General features: G+C 72.0%; 15 protein-coding genes and 1 pseudogene. 6 read left to right on the top strand and 10 right to left on the bottom strand.

Going from position 1 to position 18,422, the window contains the following annotated elements; genetic code table 11:
• The first annotated feature begins 109 nt into the window (after positions 1 to 109).
• The gene (locus ACFVHO_RS30855) at positions 110 to 1,273 is read left to right on the top strand and encodes a dipeptidase (RefSeq protein WP_385721736.1); all 1,164 of its coding nucleotides are present in this window, start codon (positions 110 to 112) and stop codon (positions 1,271 to 1,273) included.
• Between the two features lie 116 nt (positions 1,274 to 1,389).
• Here ACFVHO_RS30855 and ACFVHO_RS30850 read toward each other — a convergent pair whose 3' ends face one another.
• On the bottom strand, positions 1,390 to 1,800 hold the full coding sequence (locus ACFVHO_RS30850; RefSeq protein WP_385721734.1) for a VOC family protein: 411 nt from the start codon (positions 1,798 to 1,800) through the stop codon (positions 1,390 to 1,392).
• 99 nt (positions 1,801 to 1,899) lie between these two features.
• Here ACFVHO_RS30850 and ACFVHO_RS30845 point away from each other — a divergent pair, with 99 nt between their 5' ends.
• On the top strand, positions 1,900 to 2,436 hold the full coding sequence (locus tag ACFVHO_RS30845; protein WP_385721731.1) for a CGNR zinc finger domain-containing protein: 537 nt from the start codon (positions 1,900 to 1,902) through the stop codon (positions 2,434 to 2,436).
• Positions 2,437 to 2,470: 34 nt separating this feature from the next.
• Here ACFVHO_RS30845 and ACFVHO_RS30840 read toward each other — a convergent pair whose 3' ends face one another.
• Complete coding sequence (locus ACFVHO_RS30840) at positions 2,471 to 3,814, bottom strand: UDP-glucose dehydrogenase family protein (RefSeq protein ID WP_385721729.1); 1,344 nt, start codon at positions 3,812 to 3,814, stop codon at positions 2,471 to 2,473.
• A 189-nt stretch (positions 3,815 to 4,003) separates the two neighbouring features.
• Here ACFVHO_RS30840 and ACFVHO_RS30835 point away from each other — a divergent pair, with 189 nt between their 5' ends.
• Positions 4,004 to 5,161, top strand: a complete 1,158-nt coding sequence (locus tag ACFVHO_RS30835; RefSeq protein ID WP_380845206.1) for an acyl-CoA dehydrogenase family protein — start codon at positions 4,004 to 4,006, stop codon at positions 5,159 to 5,161.
• A gap of 74 nt (positions 5,162 to 5,235) precedes the next feature.
• On the opposite strand, the gene ACFVHO_RS30830 is transcribed toward ACFVHO_RS30835, so the two are convergent.
• The 5 genes from ACFVHO_RS30830 to ACFVHO_RS30810 all read right to left on the bottom strand — a co-directional run bounded on the left by ACFVHO_RS30830 (position 5,236) and on the right by ACFVHO_RS30810 (position 9,898).
• Entirely contained in the window at positions 5,236 to 5,694 is a 459-nt protein-coding gene (locus tag ACFVHO_RS30830; protein ID WP_385721727.1) for a hypothetical protein, read from the bottom strand.
• A 230-nt stretch (positions 5,695 to 5,924) separates the two neighbouring features.
• The gene (locus ACFVHO_RS30825) at positions 5,925 to 6,839 is read right to left on the bottom strand and encodes an alpha/beta fold hydrolase (protein ID WP_385721724.1); all 915 of its coding nucleotides are present in this window, start codon (positions 6,837 to 6,839) and stop codon (positions 5,925 to 5,927) included.
• Between the two features lie 176 nt (positions 6,840 to 7,015).
• A complete protein-coding gene (locus ACFVHO_RS30820; RefSeq protein WP_385721721.1) occupies positions 7,016 to 8,212 on the bottom strand; it encodes a dipeptidase in 1,197 nt (398 codons plus the stop codon).
• A gap of 4 nt (positions 8,213 to 8,216) precedes the next feature.
• The gene (purE, locus tag ACFVHO_RS30815) at positions 8,217 to 8,750 is read right to left on the bottom strand and encodes a 5-(carboxyamino)imidazole ribonucleotide mutase (protein ID WP_385721718.1); all 534 of its coding nucleotides are present in this window, start codon (positions 8,748 to 8,750) and stop codon (positions 8,217 to 8,219) included.
• The gene (locus tag ACFVHO_RS30810) at positions 8,747 to 9,898 is read right to left on the bottom strand and encodes a 5-(carboxyamino)imidazole ribonucleotide synthase (RefSeq protein ID WP_385721715.1); all 1,152 of its coding nucleotides are present in this window, start codon (positions 9,896 to 9,898) and stop codon (positions 8,747 to 8,749) included. The genes purE and ACFVHO_RS30810 overlap by 4 nt, the downstream gene beginning before the upstream one ends.
• A 263-nt stretch (positions 9,899 to 10,161) precedes the next feature.
• Between ACFVHO_RS30810 and ACFVHO_RS30805 the strand changes: the two genes are divergently transcribed.
• Positions 10,162 to 10,704, top strand: a complete 543-nt coding sequence (locus ACFVHO_RS30805) for a GtrA family protein (RefSeq protein ID WP_385721712.1) — start codon at positions 10,162 to 10,164, stop codon at positions 10,702 to 10,704.
• 188 nt (positions 10,705 to 10,892) lie between these two features.
• On the opposite strand, the pseudogene ACFVHO_RS30800 reads toward ACFVHO_RS30805, so the two are convergent.
• Both ACFVHO_RS30800 and ACFVHO_RS30795 read right to left on the bottom strand, forming a co-directional pair.
• Positions 10,893 to 12,122: pseudogene (locus tag ACFVHO_RS30800) on the bottom strand (ATP-binding protein); the annotation flags it as partial.
• Positions 12,123 to 13,223: 1,101 nt separating this feature from the next.
• Positions 13,224 to 13,901: a response regulator transcription factor gene (locus ACFVHO_RS30795; protein WP_016644465.1), complete on the bottom strand. Its 678-nt coding sequence runs from the start codon at positions 13,899 to 13,901 to the stop codon at positions 13,224 to 13,226.
• A 545-nt stretch (positions 13,902 to 14,446) separates the two neighbouring features.
• On the opposite strand from ACFVHO_RS30795, the gene ACFVHO_RS30790 reads away from it, so the two are divergent.
• On the top strand, positions 14,447 to 15,937 hold the full coding sequence (locus tag ACFVHO_RS30790; RefSeq protein ID WP_385721709.1) for a peptide MFS transporter: 1,491 nt from the start codon (positions 14,447 to 14,449) through the stop codon (positions 15,935 to 15,937).
• 108 nt (positions 15,938 to 16,045) lie between these two features.
• Positions 16,046 to 17,002 carry an alpha/beta hydrolase family protein gene (locus tag ACFVHO_RS30785; RefSeq protein ID WP_385721707.1) on the top strand — a complete coding sequence of 319 codons (957 nt, stop codon included), beginning with the start codon at positions 16,046 to 16,048 and terminating at the stop codon, positions 17,000 to 17,002.
• Positions 17,003 to 17,021: 19 nt separating this feature from the next.
• On the opposite strand, the gene ACFVHO_RS30780 is transcribed toward ACFVHO_RS30785, so the two are convergent.
• Positions 17,022 to 18,422 (bottom strand): hypothetical protein, encoded by a 1,401-nt coding sequence (locus ACFVHO_RS30780; protein ID WP_385721828.1) that lies wholly within the window; start codon positions 18,420 to 18,422, stop codon positions 17,022 to 17,024.

Raw genomic sequence — 18,422 nt, 5'->3', positions numbered from 1 at the left:
CCGACCCGTCCGTACCCCGAACGCCTCGTCCGCCGCGAAGCCGCGCGGGCCCCGTGGCACGGTGGTTCGACCAGCACCCACCAGCGCCACCACCGAGCGGAGCCCTGCCATGGCGGACCTCCAGGACGAACTCGACTCCCCCGCCGAGGCCGGGGCGGACGACGAGCGCACCGCGCCGAGCCGCGACGTGCGCCCCGTGCCCGCCCCCACCGACGACGGCCGAACGCCCGAGTCCCCGCCGAAGCCCCTGGAGCCGGAGCTGCGGGACGCCCTCGAGCGGGCCGAAGCCCTGCTCGCCGCGCACCCCGTCGCCGACGGCTACAGCGGCCTGCCCGGCGCGCTGCGCGAACTTCCCTGGTACGACCTGGAGTTGGGCGACAGCGGGCTGCAGACCGACCTGCCGCGGCTGCGGGCGGGCCGGGTCGGCATGCAGTTCTGGTCGCTCCAGACGCCGGACGCGGAGCCCGAGGGCGACCGCGCCGTCAGCTCGGCGCTCGAACAGCTCGACCTGGTCAAGCACGTCGTCGCCCGGTACCCGGACGGGCTGCGGGTGGCCCGCGACGCCTCCGAGACCACCGACGCCCGCAACTGCGGCCGCATCGCCACCCTGATCGGCCCGGCGAGCGCCCGCGCCATCGGCGACTCGCTCGGCGCCCTGCGCTCGCTGCACATGCTGGGCCTCAGCTCCCTCACCCTGGCCGGCACCTCCTGGGCGGGCGCGGACGGGCTGAGCGCGTTCGGCGAGGAGGTGGTGCGGGAGATGAACCGGCTCGGCGTCCTCGCGGACCTCTCCGGGGCGTCCGAGGCGACGGCGCACCGGGTCCTCGCCGTCTCCAAGGCGCCCTCGCTCTGGACCCGCTCCGGCGCCCGGGCGCTGCGGGAGCACCCCGCGAACCTCAGCGACGAGTTGCTCGCCGCGGTGGGCGCGGCGAAGGGCCTGTGCCTGGTGCCGCTCTCGGCCGACCGGACGGGGCCGACGCTCGGGGACGTGGCCGACCACCTGGAGCATGTGCGCCGGGTGGCGGGGGCCGAGTCCGTCGGGATCTCCGGGATGTACGACACCAGGTCCGGGCACCCCGGGGAGCTCACCGACGCCTCGCGCTATCCGCGGCTGGTCGCCGAGCTGTTCCGGCGGGGCTGGACCGAGGCCGATGTCATGGCGCTCACCTGGGGCAATGTGCAGCGCGTGCTGCGCGGCGCGGACTTCACGGCGCGGGCGGCGCGGGAGCGGCGGGGGGCGTCGACGGCGACGATCGGGCGGCTCGACGGCTGAGCGGCCCTGCGGCCGGGCCGGGCGGGCGTCCCCGTCAGCCCGCCCCGGCCAGGCGTCCCGATCAGCCCGCCCCCGGCCAGGCGTCCCCGGTCAGAAGCCCCGGCCAGGCGCCCCGATCAGGCGTCCCCGTCAGTGACCAGGCAGAAGCAGAACGGGTGCCCCGCCGGGTCCGCGTACACGCGCCAGTCCCGCTTGCCGTCGCCGTCGTCCAGGTCGAGCGGGCGGGCGCCGAGGGCGAAGGCGCGCTCCTGGGCCGTGTCGATCTCGGCCCAGGTCGAGCCCCCGTCGAAGTCCAGGTGGAACTGCTGGCCGTTGCCGTCGGAGCGCGGCCACTCGGGCGGGGTGTGGCCCTCGGAGCGCTGGAAGGCGATCCGCACGCGGCCGGGGGCGAGCAGTTCGACCCACTCGCCGTCGCCGTCGCCGTCGTGGATCGTGCCGCCGATGAGCCCGGCGTAGAACTCGGCGAGGGCGTGGGGGTCGGGACAGTCGAGAGCGACGGTGCGAAGGCGGACGACAGGGGTGGCCATGACCTCTCCTCGGTCGGAATCTCTGTTACCGGCAAATCGCGTTCTCTGGTAACCGCTTTGGTTACCCCATAGTGGCCCCATACGGGTAACGTCGCAACCATGAACGACAGAGCGCCCGCACCTGGGGGCCTCGCGCTGATCCAGGACCTGGTGAACACGCTGGACATCGAGGCGGGCACCGACCAGCTCGACACCGAGGCGGGGCGGGCCCGGTTCGGCCTCGCCGCGGCGGACGTGACCGCGGCCAGGGAGCTGCGCGAGTCGCTGCGGGCCGTCTGCCTCGCCCACGCCGGGCACGCGCCGCACCAGGAGGTGCGCCCGCTGGATCAACTCCTCGCCGAAGCACCCCTGTTGGTGCGCGTGGACGGGTCCGACGGCGCCGCGTCGCTCGCGCCCGCCGACCCAGGACCGCTCGCGTCCCGGGTGGCGGCGGCCGTCGCGGAGGCCGTCGTGGCGGGCACCTGGTCCCGCCTCAAGGGCTGCGAGGCCGAGACCTGCCGCTGGGCGTACTACGACCGCAGCCCCGGGGGCCGGGGCCGCTGGTGCGACATGGGGGTGTGCGGGGCGCGGGCGAAGATGCGCGCGTACCGGGCGCGCCGGGCACCGGGCGGTTCCCGGGCGGCCGACCAGGGCTGAGGCTCACGCGCCCCCACCCACCCGCCGGACAGGCCTAGGCGGCAGGCCGCCCCATCGCGCGGTACGTCCAGCCCGCCGCGCGCCACCGCTCCGGGTCCAGCGCGTTGCGGCCGTCCAGGAGGACCCGGCGGCCGACCACCGCGCCCAGGGCCTCCGGGTCGAGGTCCCGGAACTCCTGCCACTCCGTGAGGTGCAGGACGACGTCGGCGCCGCGGACGGCGTCCTCGGCGGTGTCGGCGTAGCCGAGGGTCGGGAAGAGGCGGCGGGCGTTGGCCATGCCCTTGGGGTCGTACACGGTGACCTGGCCGCCCTGGAGGTGGATCTGGCCGGCCACGTTCAGGGCGGGCGAGTCGCGCACGTCGTCCGAATCCGGCTTGAAGGCGGCGCCGAGGACCGCGACCCGCTTGCCCAGGAAGGACCCGCCGCCCACGGCCTCGCGGGCCAGCTCCACCATGTGGCCGCGGCGCCGCATGTTGATCGAGTCGACCTCGCGCAGGAAGGTGAGGGCCTGGTCGGCGCCCAGCTCACCGGCGCGGGCCATGAAGGCGCGGATGTCCTTGGGCAGGCAGCCGCCGCCGAAGCCGATCCCGGCGCGCAGGAACTTCTTCCCGATGCGGTCGTCGTGTCCGAGTGCCTCGGCGAGCTTCACGACGTCGCCGCCTGCGGCCTCGCACACCTCGGCCATGGCGTTGATGAAGGAGATCTTCGTGGCCAGGAAGGAGTTCGCGGAGGTCTTCACCAGCTCGGCGGTGGGGAAGTCGGTGACGATGAAGGGGGACCCCTCGGCGACCGGCGTCGCGTACACCTCGCGCAGGATCTTCTCGGCGCGCTCGCTGCGGACGCCGACGACGATCCGGTCGGGGTGCAGGGTGTCGTTGACCGCGAAGCCCTCGCGCAGGAACTCCGGGTTCCAGGCCAGCTCGACCTCGCCGCCCGCGGGCGCGAGCTCGGCGAGCCGGGCGGCGATGCGCTCGGCGCTGCCCACCGGCACGGTGGACTTGCCGACGACGAGGGCGGGCTTGGTGAGGTGCTTGGCCAGCGACTCCATGGCGGCGTCGACGTAGCTCATGTCGCAGGCGTACTCGCCGTGCTTCTGCGGGGTGTTCACGCACACGAAGTGCACATCGCCGAAGTCGGCGGCCTCGGCCCAGTCCATCGTGAAGCGCAGCCGCCCGGTGGAGCCCTCGATGCCCGCGACGTGCTTGCGAAGCAGCTCGTCGAGGCCCGGCTCGTACATCGGGACCTCGCCGCGGCGCAGCGTCTCGATCTTCTCCGGCACCACGTCGAGCCCGACGACCTCGAAGCCGAGCTCGGCCATGGCCGCGGCATGGGTGGCACCGAGGTAGCCGGTGCCGATCACGGTGATCTTGAGGGCCATGCGGTGCTCCAGTGGATCGGGTACGACGGCTGCGCGGTGCCCGAGCATAGTCCTGGCGTAACAGGGGCTCTCACCGGGCACATCTTCCGCTGTCGTCAAGCTCACGTATCCCTGGCGTGGGCGGACCCCTAAAATTTGGGTTACTTAACGGTAATTAGCGTCCTCAGCGTGCTTGGAGCGTGAGATACCTTGGCCGGATCGGCTGACTTCGACCTGTACCGCCCGTCCGAGGAGCACGACATGCTCCGCGACGCGATCCGTTCGCTCGCGGAGGCGAAGATCGCTCCGTTCGCCGCCGCGGTGGACGAGGAGGCCCGCTTCCCGCAGGAGGCCCTCGACGCCCTGGTCTCCTCCGACCTGCACGCCGTGCACGTCCCCGAGAGCTACGGCGGCGCGGGCGCCGACGCCCTCGCCACGGTCATCGTGATCGAGGAGGTGGCGCGCGTCTGCGCCTCGTCCTCCCTCATCCCGGCCGTGAACAAGCTCGGCTCGCTCCCCGTGATCCTCTCCGGCTCCGAGGACCTGAAGAAGAAGTACATGACGCCGCTGGCCAAGGGCGACGCCATGTTCTCGTACTGCCTCTCCGAGCCGGACGCCGGTTCGGACGCGGCGGGCATGAAGACGCGGGCCGTCCGCGACGGCGACTCCTACGTCCTGAACGGCGTGAAGCGCTGGATCACCAACGCGGGCGTCTCCGAGTACTACACGGTGATGGCCGTGACCGACCCCGAGAAGCGCTCCAAGGGCATCTCGGCCTTCGTCGTCGAGAAGGGCGACGAGGGCGTGTCCTTCGGCGCCCCGGAGAAGAAGCTCGGCATCAAGGGCTCCCCCACCCGCGAGGTCTACCTCGACAACGTCCGCATCCCCGCCGACCGCATGATCGGCGAGGAGGGCACCGGCTTCGCCACCGCCATGAAGACCCTGGACCACACCCGCATCACCATCGCGGCCCAGGCCCTCGGCATCGCGCAGGGCGCCCTCGACTACGCCAAGGGCTACGTCCAGGAGCGCAAGCAGTTCGGCAAGCCGATCGGCGACTTCCAGGGCGTGCAGTTCATGCTCGCCGACATGGCCATGAAGATCTCCGCCGCCCGCGCCCTGACGTACCAGGCCGCCGCGGCCTCGGAGCGCGGCGACGCCGACCTCACCTACCTCGGCGCCGCCGCCAAGTGCTTCGCCTCCGACATCGCCATGGAGGCCACCACGGACGCCGTCCAGCTCCTCGGCGGCTACGGCTACACCCGGGACTACCCGGTGGAGCGCATGATGCGCGACGCGAAGATCACGCAGATCTACGAGGGCACGAACCAGGTCCAGCGCATCGTGATGGCGCGCAACCTCCCGTAGCGGAGCGGACCGCGGCGACACCACGGCCCTCGGCAGCACGCCGAGGGCCGTTCGCCGTTACTCCGTGCCGGTCGTCACTCCGCTTCGATCGGGCCCACGTACTCCAGGGTCCAGGTCTCCTGGAACTCGGGCTTGGGCGCCACGAGTTCGATCTGGGCGCCACGGTGCCCGGCGCGCATCGCGAGGCCCTTCTCCGAGAGGATCTTGACTCCGCCGATGACGCGCTCGAAGGTGAACTTCGCCCAGTCGGCACGCGGCACACTGTTCACAAAGAGCTTGTCCTCGGCCACGACGAGGCCCGCGGTGCCGTGGTGGGCGAGGTGGATCACGTACGGCGATCCGGGCGGGGACTCCTGGCCGGACTCGGGGAGGTCGATGATCCAGTCCTGCTCGATCGGGAGCGGGTTGAAGCGGTCGGTGATGACGGGGGCACCGTGCTTGACGGCGTACTCGGTGGCCGTGAGCAGGCTGGTGGGTCCGATGATGTGCGCGTGGATCTTGTACCTGCCGGGCTTGACCGGGATCGGAGCCATGTACGGACTTCCTCTCTCGCGGAGCGCGTCGCGGGACGGCCGGGCGGTACCGATCAGCCGCTGATCGGTACCGCCCGGCACGTCTCCACGATCACGGCAAGGGACGCCGTCGCATAGGTCCAGATGTGGCCAAGCCGAGTACGTCTCGTACCGTTCGACCGCAGTTGCGAAGAAGGTGGCGCATTCAATGGAATGCCGTACCACCGGCGCGGGCGGGCGGCGCGCGGCGGTCAGGCGAAGAACTCCGTGAGTTCCTTCGCGACCCGCTCCGGCTGCTCCTCCGGCAGGTAGTGGCCCGAGTCCGGTACGGCCCGCACCGTCGTGTCCGTGCCGTGGCGGGCGAGGGTCTCGCGCAGGTAGTCGAGGTTGCGGTCGCCGGCGAGGCCGAGGATCGGCGCCGTCACGCGGTCGTACGTCGTGAAGTCGGCGACGTCCTGGCGGAAGGCCTGGTACCAGGCGTTGCCCGCGCGGACCGCGTCCGGGGTGCCGTACGCCGCCGCGTACACGGCGCGGGAGTGCTCGTCGATCGACGACTGGTCCTTGAGCAGGTAGCCGAACAGCCAGTCGTTGAGGATGCCCATGCGGCCGTCGAGCAGTTGCTCCGGGAGGCCCTTGACCTGGTTGAAGGCGAACCACCACAGGTAGATGCCGGGGGCGGTCTCCCAGTCGGTGCCGGCCTCGGCCGTGGGAAGCAGGGGGAACTTCCGGAAGTTCTCGTCGGGGTGGGCCACGTCCAGGAGCGCCAGCCTGCCGGTGGCCTCGGGGTGGTTGGCCGCGAAGGCGTACGCGACCATGGCGCCGATGTCGTGCCCGGCGAGGTGGGCGCGGTCGTGGCCGAGGTGGCGGACGAGTTCGTGGACGTCGCGCGCCATCGTCTTCTTGTCGTAGCCGGACTGCGGCTTCGCGGAGCCGCCCATGCCGCGCAGGTCCACGGCGATCACGCGGTAGTGGCGGGCCAGGGCCGGCATGATCTTGTGGAACTGCCACCAGGTCTGCGGCCAGCCGCCGAGCAGCACAAGGGGTTCGCCGCTGCCGCCGGTGACGTAGTGCAGCCGGGTGCCGTTCACGTCGGCGTGCGCGCTGGTGAAGTCGCCCTCCAGCGAGCGGGCGAGGTCGGTGTCCGTGAGTCGTGCGTCGGTCGTCATGAGTGCGCTCCCCCAGAAGAGCAGTTATGGACTGCGTATTCCATTACCGGGGCGGACGGATGGCCGCCCGCCTCGGCATGAGAACGCTAACCTATTTGAATCGATCAGTCCAGAACTCTTCACGAAGACGGGACGCGACCCCAACAGCCGCGCCCCGCAAGCAAGCTGAGCCTCCGTCAGCCGTCCAACTGCTCCAGCGTCGCGATCGACGGACCGCGCCGGGACTGCTCGTCGCGGGCCACGTCCTCCGCCGCGCCGAGCACCCGGACCGCGTTCTGCCAGGTCAGCTTGGCGAGGTCGGGCTTCGACCAGCCACGGTCGAGGAGCTCCGCGAGGAGGTTCGGGTAGCCCGCGACATCGTCGAGGCCCGACGGGGTGAAGGCCGTGCCGTCGTAGTCGCCGCCGATGCCGATGTGGTCGATGCCCGCGACCTCGCGCATGTGGTCGAGGTGGTCGGCGACCGTGGCGGCGGTGGCGATCGGGCGCGGGGTCGACTCCTCGAAGGCCGCGTGCACCTTCATTGCCTCGGGGGTGGTGTCGAGGTGGTGGAAGCCGTGGGCGCGCATGTTGTCGTCGGCGGCGAGGGTCCAGTCGACGGCCGCCTGGAGCACGAACTTCGGCACGAAGGTCGCCATCGCCACGCCGCCGTTCGCGGGCAGGCGCTCCAGGACGTCGTCGGGGATGTTGCGCGGGTGGTCGCACACCGCGCGGGCGGAGGAGTGCGAGAAGACCACCGGGGCGACCGAGGTGTCCAGGGCCGCCCGCATCGTCGTCGCCGCGACGTGCGAGAGGTCCACGAGCATGCCGACGCGGTTCATCTCCCGGACCACCTCGTGGCCGAACGGGGAGAGCCCGCCGACGCCGGGGTCGTCCGTCGCCGAGTCCGCCCAGGCGATGTTGTCGTTGTGCGTGAGCGTCATGTACCGCACGCCGAGGGTGTGCAGCGCCCGCAGGGTGGCCAGGGAGTTGTTGATGGAGTGGCCGCCCTCGGCGCCCATCAGGGAGGCGATGCGGCCCTCGCGCCGGGCCGCCTCCATGTCGGCGGCGGTGTGCGCGGCGCGCAGGTCCGCGGGATAGCGGGCGAGCAACTGCCGTACGCAGTCGATCTGTTCGAGCGTCGCGCTGACCGCCGTGTCGCCCGCCATGTCCGTGCGGACGTACACCGACCAGAACTGCGCGCCGACGCCGCCCGCCCGCAGCCGCCCGATGTCCGTGTGCAGGCGGCCCGTCTGGTCGGCGGCGATGTCGAGGCGGTCGATGTCGTACCCGGCCTTCTCGCGCAGCGCCCACGGCAGGTCGTTGTGACCGTCGACGACGGGGAACTCGGCGAGCAGGGAACGGGCTTCGGCCAGGGGTTCGGGCAGCGTGGTCATGCGCTCACTTTCCCGAGCCGAAGCCGAATCCGGAACCCGCGCCCTCGACCTTGGCGCGAAGGCGCTTGCCCTTCTCCGTCGCCTGGTCGTTCAGCTCCTGCTGGAACTCCCGCATCCGGCCGAGGAGTTCCTCGTCGTGCGCGGCGAGCATGCGGGCCGCGAGCAGGCCCGCGTTGCGGGCGCCGCCCACCGAGACCGTCGCGACGGGCACGCCCGCGGGCATCTGCACGATGGACAGGAGGGAGTCCATGCCGTCCAGGTACTTCAGCGGCACCGGCACGCCGATGACCGGCAGCGGCGTGACCGAGGCGAGCATGCCGGGCAGATGGGCGGCGCCGCCCGCGCCCGCGATGATCGCCTTCAGACCGCGGTCCGCGGCCTGCTCGCCGTACGCGACCATCTCGCGCGGCATGCGGTGCGCGGAGACGACGTCGACCTCGTAGGGGATCTCGAACTCGTCGAGGACCTTGGCGGCGGCCTCCATCACGGGCCAGTCGGAGTCGGAGCCCATGACGATGCCGACAACGGGGGAAGTCATTCGGTGATCGTTCCTCTGAGGTAGCCGGCTGCGTGACGGGCGCGCTCCAGCACGTCGTCGAGGTCGTCGCCGTAGGTGTTGACGTGACCGACCTTGCGGCCGGGCTTCACGTCCTTGCCGTACATGTGGATCTTCAGCTGCGGGTCGCGCGCCATGCAGTGCAGGTACGCGGTGTACATGTCGGGGTAGTCGCCGCCGAGGACGTTCGCCATGACCGTCCACCCGGCGCGCGGGCGGGGGTCGCCGAGCGGCAGGTCGAGGACCGCGCGGACGTGGTTGGCGAACTGGGAGGTGACCGCGCCGTCCTGACTCCAGTGGCCGGAATTGTGCGGTCGCATCGCGAGTTCGTTGACCAGGACCCGGCCGTCGGCGGTCTCGAACAGCTCGACCGCGAGATGTCCGACCACGCCCAGCTCCTTGGCCACGCGCAGCGCCAGCTCCTGGGCCTGCCCGGCGAGCTCCTCGCTCAGGCCGGGCGCGGGGGCGATCACCGTGTCGCACACGCCGTCGACCTGCTGGGACTCCACGACGGGGTACGCCACGGCCTGCCCGTGCGGGGAGCGGACGACGTTCGCCGCCAGTTCCCGTACGAAGGCGACCTTCTCCTCGGCGAGGACCGGGACGCCCGCGCGGAACGGCTCGGCGGCCTCCGCCTCGGAGCGCACGACCCACACGCCCTTGCCGTCGTACCCGCCGCGCACGGTCTTGAGGACGACCGGGAAGCCGTCACCCTCCGTGGCCCCCTCGGCCGCGAAGGCCACGACGTCCGCCGGGTCCTTCACGATGCGGTGCCGGGGGCAGGGCACCCCGAGCTCGTCCAGCTTCGCGCGCATCACCCCCTTGTCCTGGGCGTGCACCAACGCGTCGGGCCCCGGGCGCACGGGGATGCCGTCCGCCTCCAGGGCCCGTAGATGCTCGGTGGGTACGTGTTCGTGATCGAAGGTGATCACGTCGCAGCCCCGCGCGAAGTCACGCAGCGTGTCGAGGTCGCGATAGTCGCCGATGACGACATCGCTGACGACCTGCGCCGCGGAATCCTGCGGGGTGTCACTGAGGAGCTTGAACCTGATGCCGAGCGGGATGCCCGCCTCGTGTGTCATACGAGCGAGCTGCCCCCCGCCGACCATGCCGACTACCGGGAACGTCACACCCACAGGGTATCGGCCATCCGGACGCGGCCCGATTCCGTGCACGGGCGTCACAGGGGTGCCACGGAGTGACGCCGTCCACGAGCGCCGACAGAGGTCGCTGGTTAGCATGGCTGGGTTGACGCGAACGAAATGACGGATCGACCGGGAGAGACGACGGATCGACTGGGGAAACCGACCGGCGATGCGGACGCACACCACCCGCTCGACATCGATCCCGTCGACGGACCACATGCAATCGACGGGGGCTGGGGCGATCAACCATGACGGAGCGCGGCGCACTGAGGGTGCGGTTCGACCGACTCGCACGTGAAGTGGCCAAGTTCGGAGCCGTGGGTGCGGTCGGAACGCTGGTCAACTTCGCCGTGTTCAACCTGGTGCGGCATCTCACGGACCTCCAGGTGGTGCGCGCGAGCGTCATCGCCACCGTCGTCGCCATCGCCTTCAACTACGTGGGATTCCGGTACTTCACCTACCGTGACCGCGACAAGAGCGGCCGCACCAAGGAGCTGACGCTCTTCCTGCTGTTCAGCGCGGTCGGCCTGGTCATCGAGAACGGCGTCCTGTACGTGGCGACGTACGGCTTCGACTGGGACAGCAGGCTCCAGTCCAACGTCTTCAAGTTCGTCGGCATGGGCATAGCGACGCTGTTCCGCTTCTGGTCGTACCGCACCTGGGTGTTCCGGACCCTGCCCGCCCGCGAGGCCGTCGCGCATGCGGAATCGTTCCTGGAGGAGCGGGAGCGGGAGCCGGGCGGCGACGAGGGGCGGACGAGCACGGCTTCGGGGGCTCGGGGGCGGGGCTGAGGCGTCGCCGGGGCGAGGACTGGGGGCTTGCGCTGACCGCCGGTTCGGCCCCCTCAGCGGACCGTGTCCCCGGACGCGCCCGAACCGTCGTGATCCTTGCCGTCCCTGCTGCCGTCCCGGCCCTCCCTGCCCTCCCTGCCCTCCCTGCCCTCCCTGCCCTCCCTGCCCTCCCTGCCCTCCCTGTACGAGGGTGTACGTGACAGGAAGAGCCCGAACACCGGCGGCTTGCCCTGGAGCATCTCCAGGCGGCCCCCGTCCGCTTCGGCCAGATCCCGGGCCACCGCGAGGCCGATTCCTGTCGAATTGCGCCCGCTGATGGCCCGCTCGAAGATCCGCGCGCCGAGGTCGGCGGGTACGCCGGGGCCGCTGTCCGTGACCTCCACGACGGCCTGGTTGCCGGTCACGCGGGTGCGCAGGGCGACGGTGCCGCCACCGTGCATCAGCGAGTTCTCGATCAGCGCGGCCAGGACCTGGGCGACCGCGCCCGGGGTGCCGACCGCGTGCAGATGGCGTTTGCCGGAGCTGACGATGGCGCGGCCCGCGCTGCGGTAGGCGGGACGCCACTCCTCCAGCTGCTGCTTGATCACCTCGTCCAGGTCGAAGGTGACGGCGGAGCCGGTGCTGGGGTCGCGGGAGTTGGTGAGCAGCCGCTCGACGACGTCCGTGAGGCGCTCCACCTGCGTGAGCGCGACCGTGGCCTCCTCCTTCACCGTGTCCAGGTCGTCGGTGAGAGTGATCTCCTCCAGGCGCATGGAGAGCGCGGTCAGCGGCGTACGCAACTGGTGGGAGGCGTCGGCCGCGAGGCGCCGCTCCGCGGTGAGCATGCGCGCGATGCGTTCGGCGCTGCCGTCCAGGACGTCGGCGACGCGGTCCAGCTCCGGGACGCCGTAGCGGCGGTGGCGGGGGCGGGGGTCGCCGGAGCCGAGGCGCTCCGCGGTCTCCGCGAGGTCGGTCAGGGGGGAGGTCAGGCGGTTGGCCTGGCGGACGGCGAGGAGGACCGCGGCGACGATGGCGAGGAGGGCCACGCCGCCGATGATGAGCAACGTCCGGCCGACCTCCTGCGTGACCGCCGTCCGGGGCTCCTCGACCGTGACCTTCTCCCCCTCCTCACCGTCCCGGGTGGCGCGGATCACGTCGCCCGTGGGGCGGGTGCCGACCTCGATGGCGGCGCGGCCCGGGATCTCGATCCGGGCGTAGCGGTCGGTGTCGACCTGCTTGCGCAGCACCTCCCCGCTGACGCGTTCGTCGCTCAGGAGCCTGCTGTCCACGATGCCCGCCAGGCGCAGGGCCTCCGAGTCCACCCGCTCCTGGGCGCTGTTGCTGATCGTGCGGGTCTCGACGATCACCAGGGAGACGCCGAAGACGGCGATCACCACGAGTACTACGGCGAGGGTCGAGTTGATGAGGCGACGACGCACGGGGCCCTCCGGCCGGGCAGGGGGACGGACCACCCCAGTGTGCCCCTCACCTGGACTCCGCTGGTCCACCGTGTCCCCGCGGCAACCGCCCCCGCCGCTCCGCGGCGGTTCTCCCCACCCACCCACCCGCACCCTCGAACCCGCCTCACCCCCGGGACCGGGCCGGACGCCCCCAACGGCCCGAACACCGAAACCCGAAACCCGTCCTGCGGAACCCAGACCCGGAACCCGAAACCCGAAACCCAGGCCAGGACCCCGGAACCCGGACCCCGGAACCTGGGCCCCGGACCCAGCACCCGGTCCAGCTCACCGCAGCCCGCGCGCGCACCCCCGGCAACCGCTCCGCCGCTCCGCGGCGGCTACCCCCACCCACCCACCCGCACCGTCGAACCCGCCTCACCCCCGAGGCCGGGCCAGGGCGGACGCCCCCCGGGACGACACCCACCAGCCTCGGGACACCCGGGACCCTCTCCACCTCACCCCAGCCCGCACGCACACCCCCGGCAACCGCCCCCGCCGCTCCGCGGCGGTTCCTCCCCACCCGCCCACCCACACTGTCGAACCCGCCTCACCCCCGGGGCACCGCCGAGCCCGGAGCTGTCGGCCCCGGCTTGCTCGGAGCGGCGGGGCGATTCGGGAGGGCGGGTCAGCAGGACGGGGCCGCAGAGCGGGACCCCAGGACGGGTCCCCAGAACGGTCCCCGGGACGGGTCCGCAGAGCGGGTCCGCAGGGCGGGTCGGCAGAGCGGGTCCCCGGGACGGGTCCGCAGAGCGGGTCGGCAGGGAGTCGGGGCCGACAGAAATGGGCGGGTGGGTGGGAGACAGCCGACCGCGCAGCGGGCGGTGGGGGTGCCGTCCCCCGCAGCCCGCCAGCAGACGCAGACCACACCCAGCGCGCGACACAGCCGCGCCGGCGGCAAGCCGGGGACCACGGCAACGGGCGGGTGGGTGGGAGACGGCCGGACGCGCAGCGGACGGGTGGTGGGGTTGCCGCCCAGGCCCGGCCGGGCGGCCCGGGCCAGGCGGGTGCAGGCGCCCGGCCGGGGCCAGGTGGGTGCAGGCGCCCGGCCGGGGTCAGCCCGGTGCAGGCCCCCGGCCAGGTTCAGCTTTTTTCGAAGCGGAACCCAACCCCCCGAACCGTAGCGATGTACCGCGGATTCGCCGCGTCGTCGCCGAGCTTCTTGCGGAGCCACGAGATGTGCATGTCGAGCGTCTTGGTGGACGACCACCACGTCGTGTCCCAGACCTCGCGCATCAGCTGGTCGCGGGTGACGACGCGGCCGGCGTCGCGGACGAGGACGCGCAGGAGGTCGAACTCCTTGGCGGTGAGCTGGAGTTCCTCCTCGCCCATCCAGGCGCGGTGCGACTCGACGTCGATGCGGACGCCGTGGGTGGCGGGCGGCTGGGCCGGTTCGGTGGCGCCGCGCCGGAGCAGGGCCCGGACGCGGGCGAGGAGTTCGGCGAGGCGGAAAGGCTTGGTCACGTAGTCGTCGGCGCCGGCGTCGAGCCCGACGACGGTGTCCACCTCGTCGGCGCGGGCGGTGAGGATGAGGATCGGCACGGTGTGACCCTCGGCGCGGAGCCGCCGGGCGACCTCCAGGCCGTCCATGCCGGGCAGGCCCAGGTCGAGCACGACCAGGTCCACACTGCCCTGCAGCCCGGCGTCGAGGGCGGTGGGACCGTCCTCGCGCACTTCGACCTCGTAGCCCTCGCGGCGCAGTGCGCGGGCCAGCGGCTCCGAGATGGACGCGTCGTCCTCGGCGAGCAGTACACGGGTCATGGGGTGATGGTAGTCCGCGCCGGACCAGCGCAGGAGGGTGATCGCCGGACGGCCCCGCGCCCCCTGCCGCGCCCGCGCTCCCCCAGGACCGGAGGAACACGTTCCACCGTCCACTGCGTGAGATCCTTGGAGTGGTCTCGCGTACACCTTGGAATGTGGGCTGTTGGTTCCTGCGTCACCTGTGATCCATGTCTCAAGTCCTTCCAAATCCCGCTCTGTCGTGGCGTATGGTGGCGAGACGCCTGTAGCACTACTCAAGGACCTTTGGCCCGCTATTGCGTGCCAAGGGTCGCTTTTGTGTGTGGGCCGGTGCTCGCTTCACCGGCCTTCGAAAGGAATGACCTGTGGTCGGGCCCCGCACGCGATGATGCGTCCCGGGGTGTGGATCTCGGTGTCACCGTCCCTCGTGTTCCACGGACACCGTGGCACCAACCCCTCCTCAGGCGTGCGGGGTGAGCGGCAGGACACCGGTGCCGACCGCCCCCCACCGGGCGCGCCCGCGGTCCCCCGCCGCAAGCCGCGTCCCGAACCACGAGGATCGACCCATGGCGTCCAGCCTGACGAAGGACTCGGCCAGCACTCCTGGTTCCGAGAAGACCTTCTTCGGCCACCCCCGCGGCCTGGCCACTCTCTTCATGACCGAGATGTGGGAGCGCTTCAGCTTCTACGGCATGAAGGCCCTGCTCCCCCTGTATCTGGTCGCCCCCGGCGGCATGGACATGGACGCCGCCACGGCGACGGCGATCTTCTCGATCTACATGGCGATGGTGTACCTGCTCGCCATGCCGGGCGGCTGGTTCGCGGACCGGCTGTGGGGCCCGCGCAAGACGATCACGATCGCGGCCCTGGTGATCATGGCCGGTCACATCACCCTGGCGCTGCCCGGCAAGGCGGTGTTCTTCCTCGGCCTGGTCCTGGTGGCCATGGGCTCCGGCCTCCTGAAGGCCAACATCTCCACGATGGTCGGCCACCTCTACGACGGCCCGGACGACCCGCGCCGCGACGGCGGCTTCACCGTCTTCTACATCGGCATCAACCTGGGCGCCTTCTTCGCCCCGCTGGCCATCGGCACCGTCGGTGAGAAGGTCAACTGGCACCTGGGCTTCGCCCTCGCCGCCTTCGGCATGGCCCTCGGCCTCGCCCAGTTCCTGCTCGGCGGCCGCCACCTGAGCGAGCGCAGCAGCGTCGTCCCGAAGCCGGTCGACCGGCCGGAGCTGATGGGCCTGCTGCGCAAGGCCATGCTGTGGATCATCGCCGCCGTCGTCTTCTACGGCGTCACGATCGCCACCGGCGTCTACACCCTGAACTGGGCCATCGTCCCGATCACGATCGCCGGCCTGGTCATCCCGATCTGGGTGCTCGCCCGGATCAAGCGGGACAAGGAGCTGACCGACGTCGAGCAGTCCCGGATGACGGCGTACATCTGGTTCTTCGTGGCCGCCGCGGTCTTCTGGATGATCTACGACCAGGGCGCGTCCACCGTGGCCCTGTTCGGCAAGAACTCCACGGACACCTCGATCTTCGGCTTCGACTTCCCGGTCTCCTGGTACCAGTCGGTCAACCCGGTCCTGATCATGGCCCTGGCCCCGGTCGCCGCCTTCCTGTGGATGGCGCTGAACCGCCGCGACAAGGAGCCGACCACGGTCGTGAAGTTCGCGATCGGCCTGGTCATCACCGGTGCCTCGTTCTTCGTCTTCCTGCTCCCGCTGTCCATGGCGGGCGACGGCGAGAAGGTCGGCGCGTACTGGATGGTCGCGATCTACTTCATGCACACCGTCGGTGAGCTGTGCGTCTCCCCGGTCGGTCTGTCGGTCACCACGAAGATGGCCCCGGCGAAGTACGCCTCGCAGATGCTCGGTGTCTGGTTCCTCGCCGTGACGGCGGGCGACTGCACCACCGGCCTGCTGTCCACGGCGGGCGTCGACCTGAACAAGACCGGCGTGGTCGCCATGGAGGCCACGCTCGCCGTGATCGCGGGTATCGCGGTGTACATGTACCGCAAGAAGGTCAAGGCGCTCATGGGCGAGGTCAACTGACACCCGCCTGAGGCCGTTCGTACGAACTGAGGGCCGCCGCACCACCCGGTGCGGTGGCCCTTGGCGTTTCCCGGGGCGTCCCGACGGCGCCCGGTGGACCATCACCCCATGACCGTGCGCCATCGCCTGACCGCGCGCCACCGCCGCCCGAGCGCCCGCCACCGCCGCCCGGCCCCGCGCCACCGGCCCCCGAACCTGCGCCGCGCGCTGCTGACCCTGTCCCTGTGCGGCACGCTGCTCTCCGCCAGCGTCGCCGCCGAGGCCTCGCCCGACGCGCCCCCGTCCGGCCGTGTCTTCTCCTACGGCGAGCACCCGCGCCAGACCGTGACCGTCCACGCCCCCTCGGGCGGCGGCAAGCGGCCGTCCCTCGTCGTCCTGCACGGCGGGTCGTGGGCCCGGGACACCGACTGGAGCGGCTGGTCACGGTGGTTCGCGGCGCGGGGCTTCACCGTGTACGAGACCGACTACCGGCTCTCGTCGGACGCCGTCTGGCCCGCCCAGCGCACCGACGTCCTCGCCGCGCTGCGCTGGATCGCCCGCCGCGAGGGCCCCGGCGCGCCCCGGCCGCTGCTGCTCGGCTCGTCGGCGGGCGGGCATCTCGCGGTGAGCGTGGGCGCGTACCGCGACGGCCGCGTGTACGTACGCGGGGTCGCCGCCCTGTCCCCCGTCGCCTCGCCGTACCGGGCGTGGACGGACGGGGCGAGACCCGGCGCCCCGGCCCGGCAGCGGGCGCTGCGGCAGGCGGCGAAACGTCTCGCCGGATGCGACCCGGACACCGCGGGGCAGCGCTGCTGGGAGCGCTGGGGCGATCTGGCGGCGGCCTCGCACGCCTCGGGTGCCCGGGACGCGCCGCTGTACCTGGTGCACTCGGCCGGTGACTACGTCCCGCCCGCGCACTCCGCCGAGCTCGCCGCCGCCCAGCGCAGGGCGGGCCTGCGGGACGTGACGGTGCGGACCCTGCCGGGCTCCGCGCACGGCGGCCCGCTCCTGAAGGCGCCGGGGCTCGCCCGGGACGTACTGGCGTGGCTGCGGGCGCACTCGGGCACCCGCAGCCACCAGCCCTAGCCGAGGCCGTTTTGGTGGCTCAGCGCAGCCACCTGCGGCGTCCGCGCGGCAGGAACGTGAATACCGCGCCGCCGAGCAGGATCGCCGTGCCCGCGACCAGGCCGAGCGCCCGCAGCGCCCCGTTGTCCTCGGCGCCGGTGTCGGCGAGCCCGCCGCCCGATGCGGCCGCGCCCCCCGCCGAGCCGGAGGCGGAGCCGCCCGACGTACCGGATCCGCCCGTGCCGCCGCTGCCCGACGAGCCGCCGGACGCGCCGCCCGGCTGCGCCGACGTGTCGAGCTCCAGGGACACCTGGGTCTTGGCCGGGGTGCAGGTCGTGGTGGTGCCCAGCGCCTTCACGGTGAGGACGCCCGGCGACAGCGTCGACTTGCCGTCGGCGCCCGGCTTGTACGTGCCCGTGAGGTCGGGGATGGTGATGGGCGCGCCGGACTTGATCGGCTCCTTGTTCGCGGGGCCCTCGACGGGCACCGTGCCCTTGTCGGCGCCGCCCAGCCGCACCTGCATCGACGGGGTGACGGAGTTCGCGGGGATGTCGGCGGGGCTGTCCATGACGGACTTCTTGAACTGGACGGTCAGGCCGTAGCTCCCGCCGTTCTTCGTGGCGTTGATCTGCACCGGCGAGGTGGCTTCCTTGTCGCCGATGGGGGTCTTGCACTTGTAGGGGATCTGGACTTCCTTGCCGGGGAAGTCGGTCTGCCCGTCGCCGCCGCCCGTGGACCCGCCGGAGCCGGAGCCACCGGACGTGCTGCCGCCGGAGCTGGATCCACCGGTGGTCGTACCGCCGTCGTCACCACCACCGGACGCCGAACCCCCGCTGGAGCCACCGGAGTTGCCCCCGGAGGTGGTCCCGCCGGAGTTGCCACCGGACGCGCTGCCTCCCGAACTTCCGCCCGAACTGCCGCCGCCCTCGGTCACCTTGATGGTCGCCGCGGCCTTCACGGCCTCCTCGGGCTTGCACTTGGTGTCCGTGGAGATCGGCTTGTTGACGTTGATGTCGTACGCGTCCGGGGTGAGCGTGACCTCGCCCGGCTTGGTCAGCTTCAGCTTGCCCTTCATGTCGGACAGGACCATCGGGCTGCCCTTGGGGATCGGCGGGTTGGTCCGCGTCCCCTCCAGCTTCAGGTCGCCGCTCTGGGCGCCGCCGACCTTGATCGTGCCCGTCGGCAGGACGGTGTCCTTGCCGAGGTCGAGGATGTCGGGGTTCTTGGACGCGGCCTCGACGGTCTTCCACACCACCTCGACCTCGTCGCCGACCTTCGCCTCGGCGGGCACCTTGACGTCGACCTTCGTGGTGCCGTGCACCGGCGGCAGGTTGGAGATCGGGGGCGGTACGCACTCGGTCTTGTACGCGACCTCCGCGGCCTGCGCCGGACCGGCGGCGGCGATCAGGGTCCCGCCCGCGAGCCCCGTGCCGCCGAGCAT

The sequence above is a fragment of the Streptomyces sp. NPDC127108 genome (assembly GCF_042677545.1).
Classification (GTDB): Bacteria; Actinomycetota; Actinomycetes; order Streptomycetales; family Streptomycetaceae; genus Streptomyces.
Note: the sequence above shows the minus strand (reverse complement) of the source record. Positions and strands in the feature narration are given on the sequence as shown.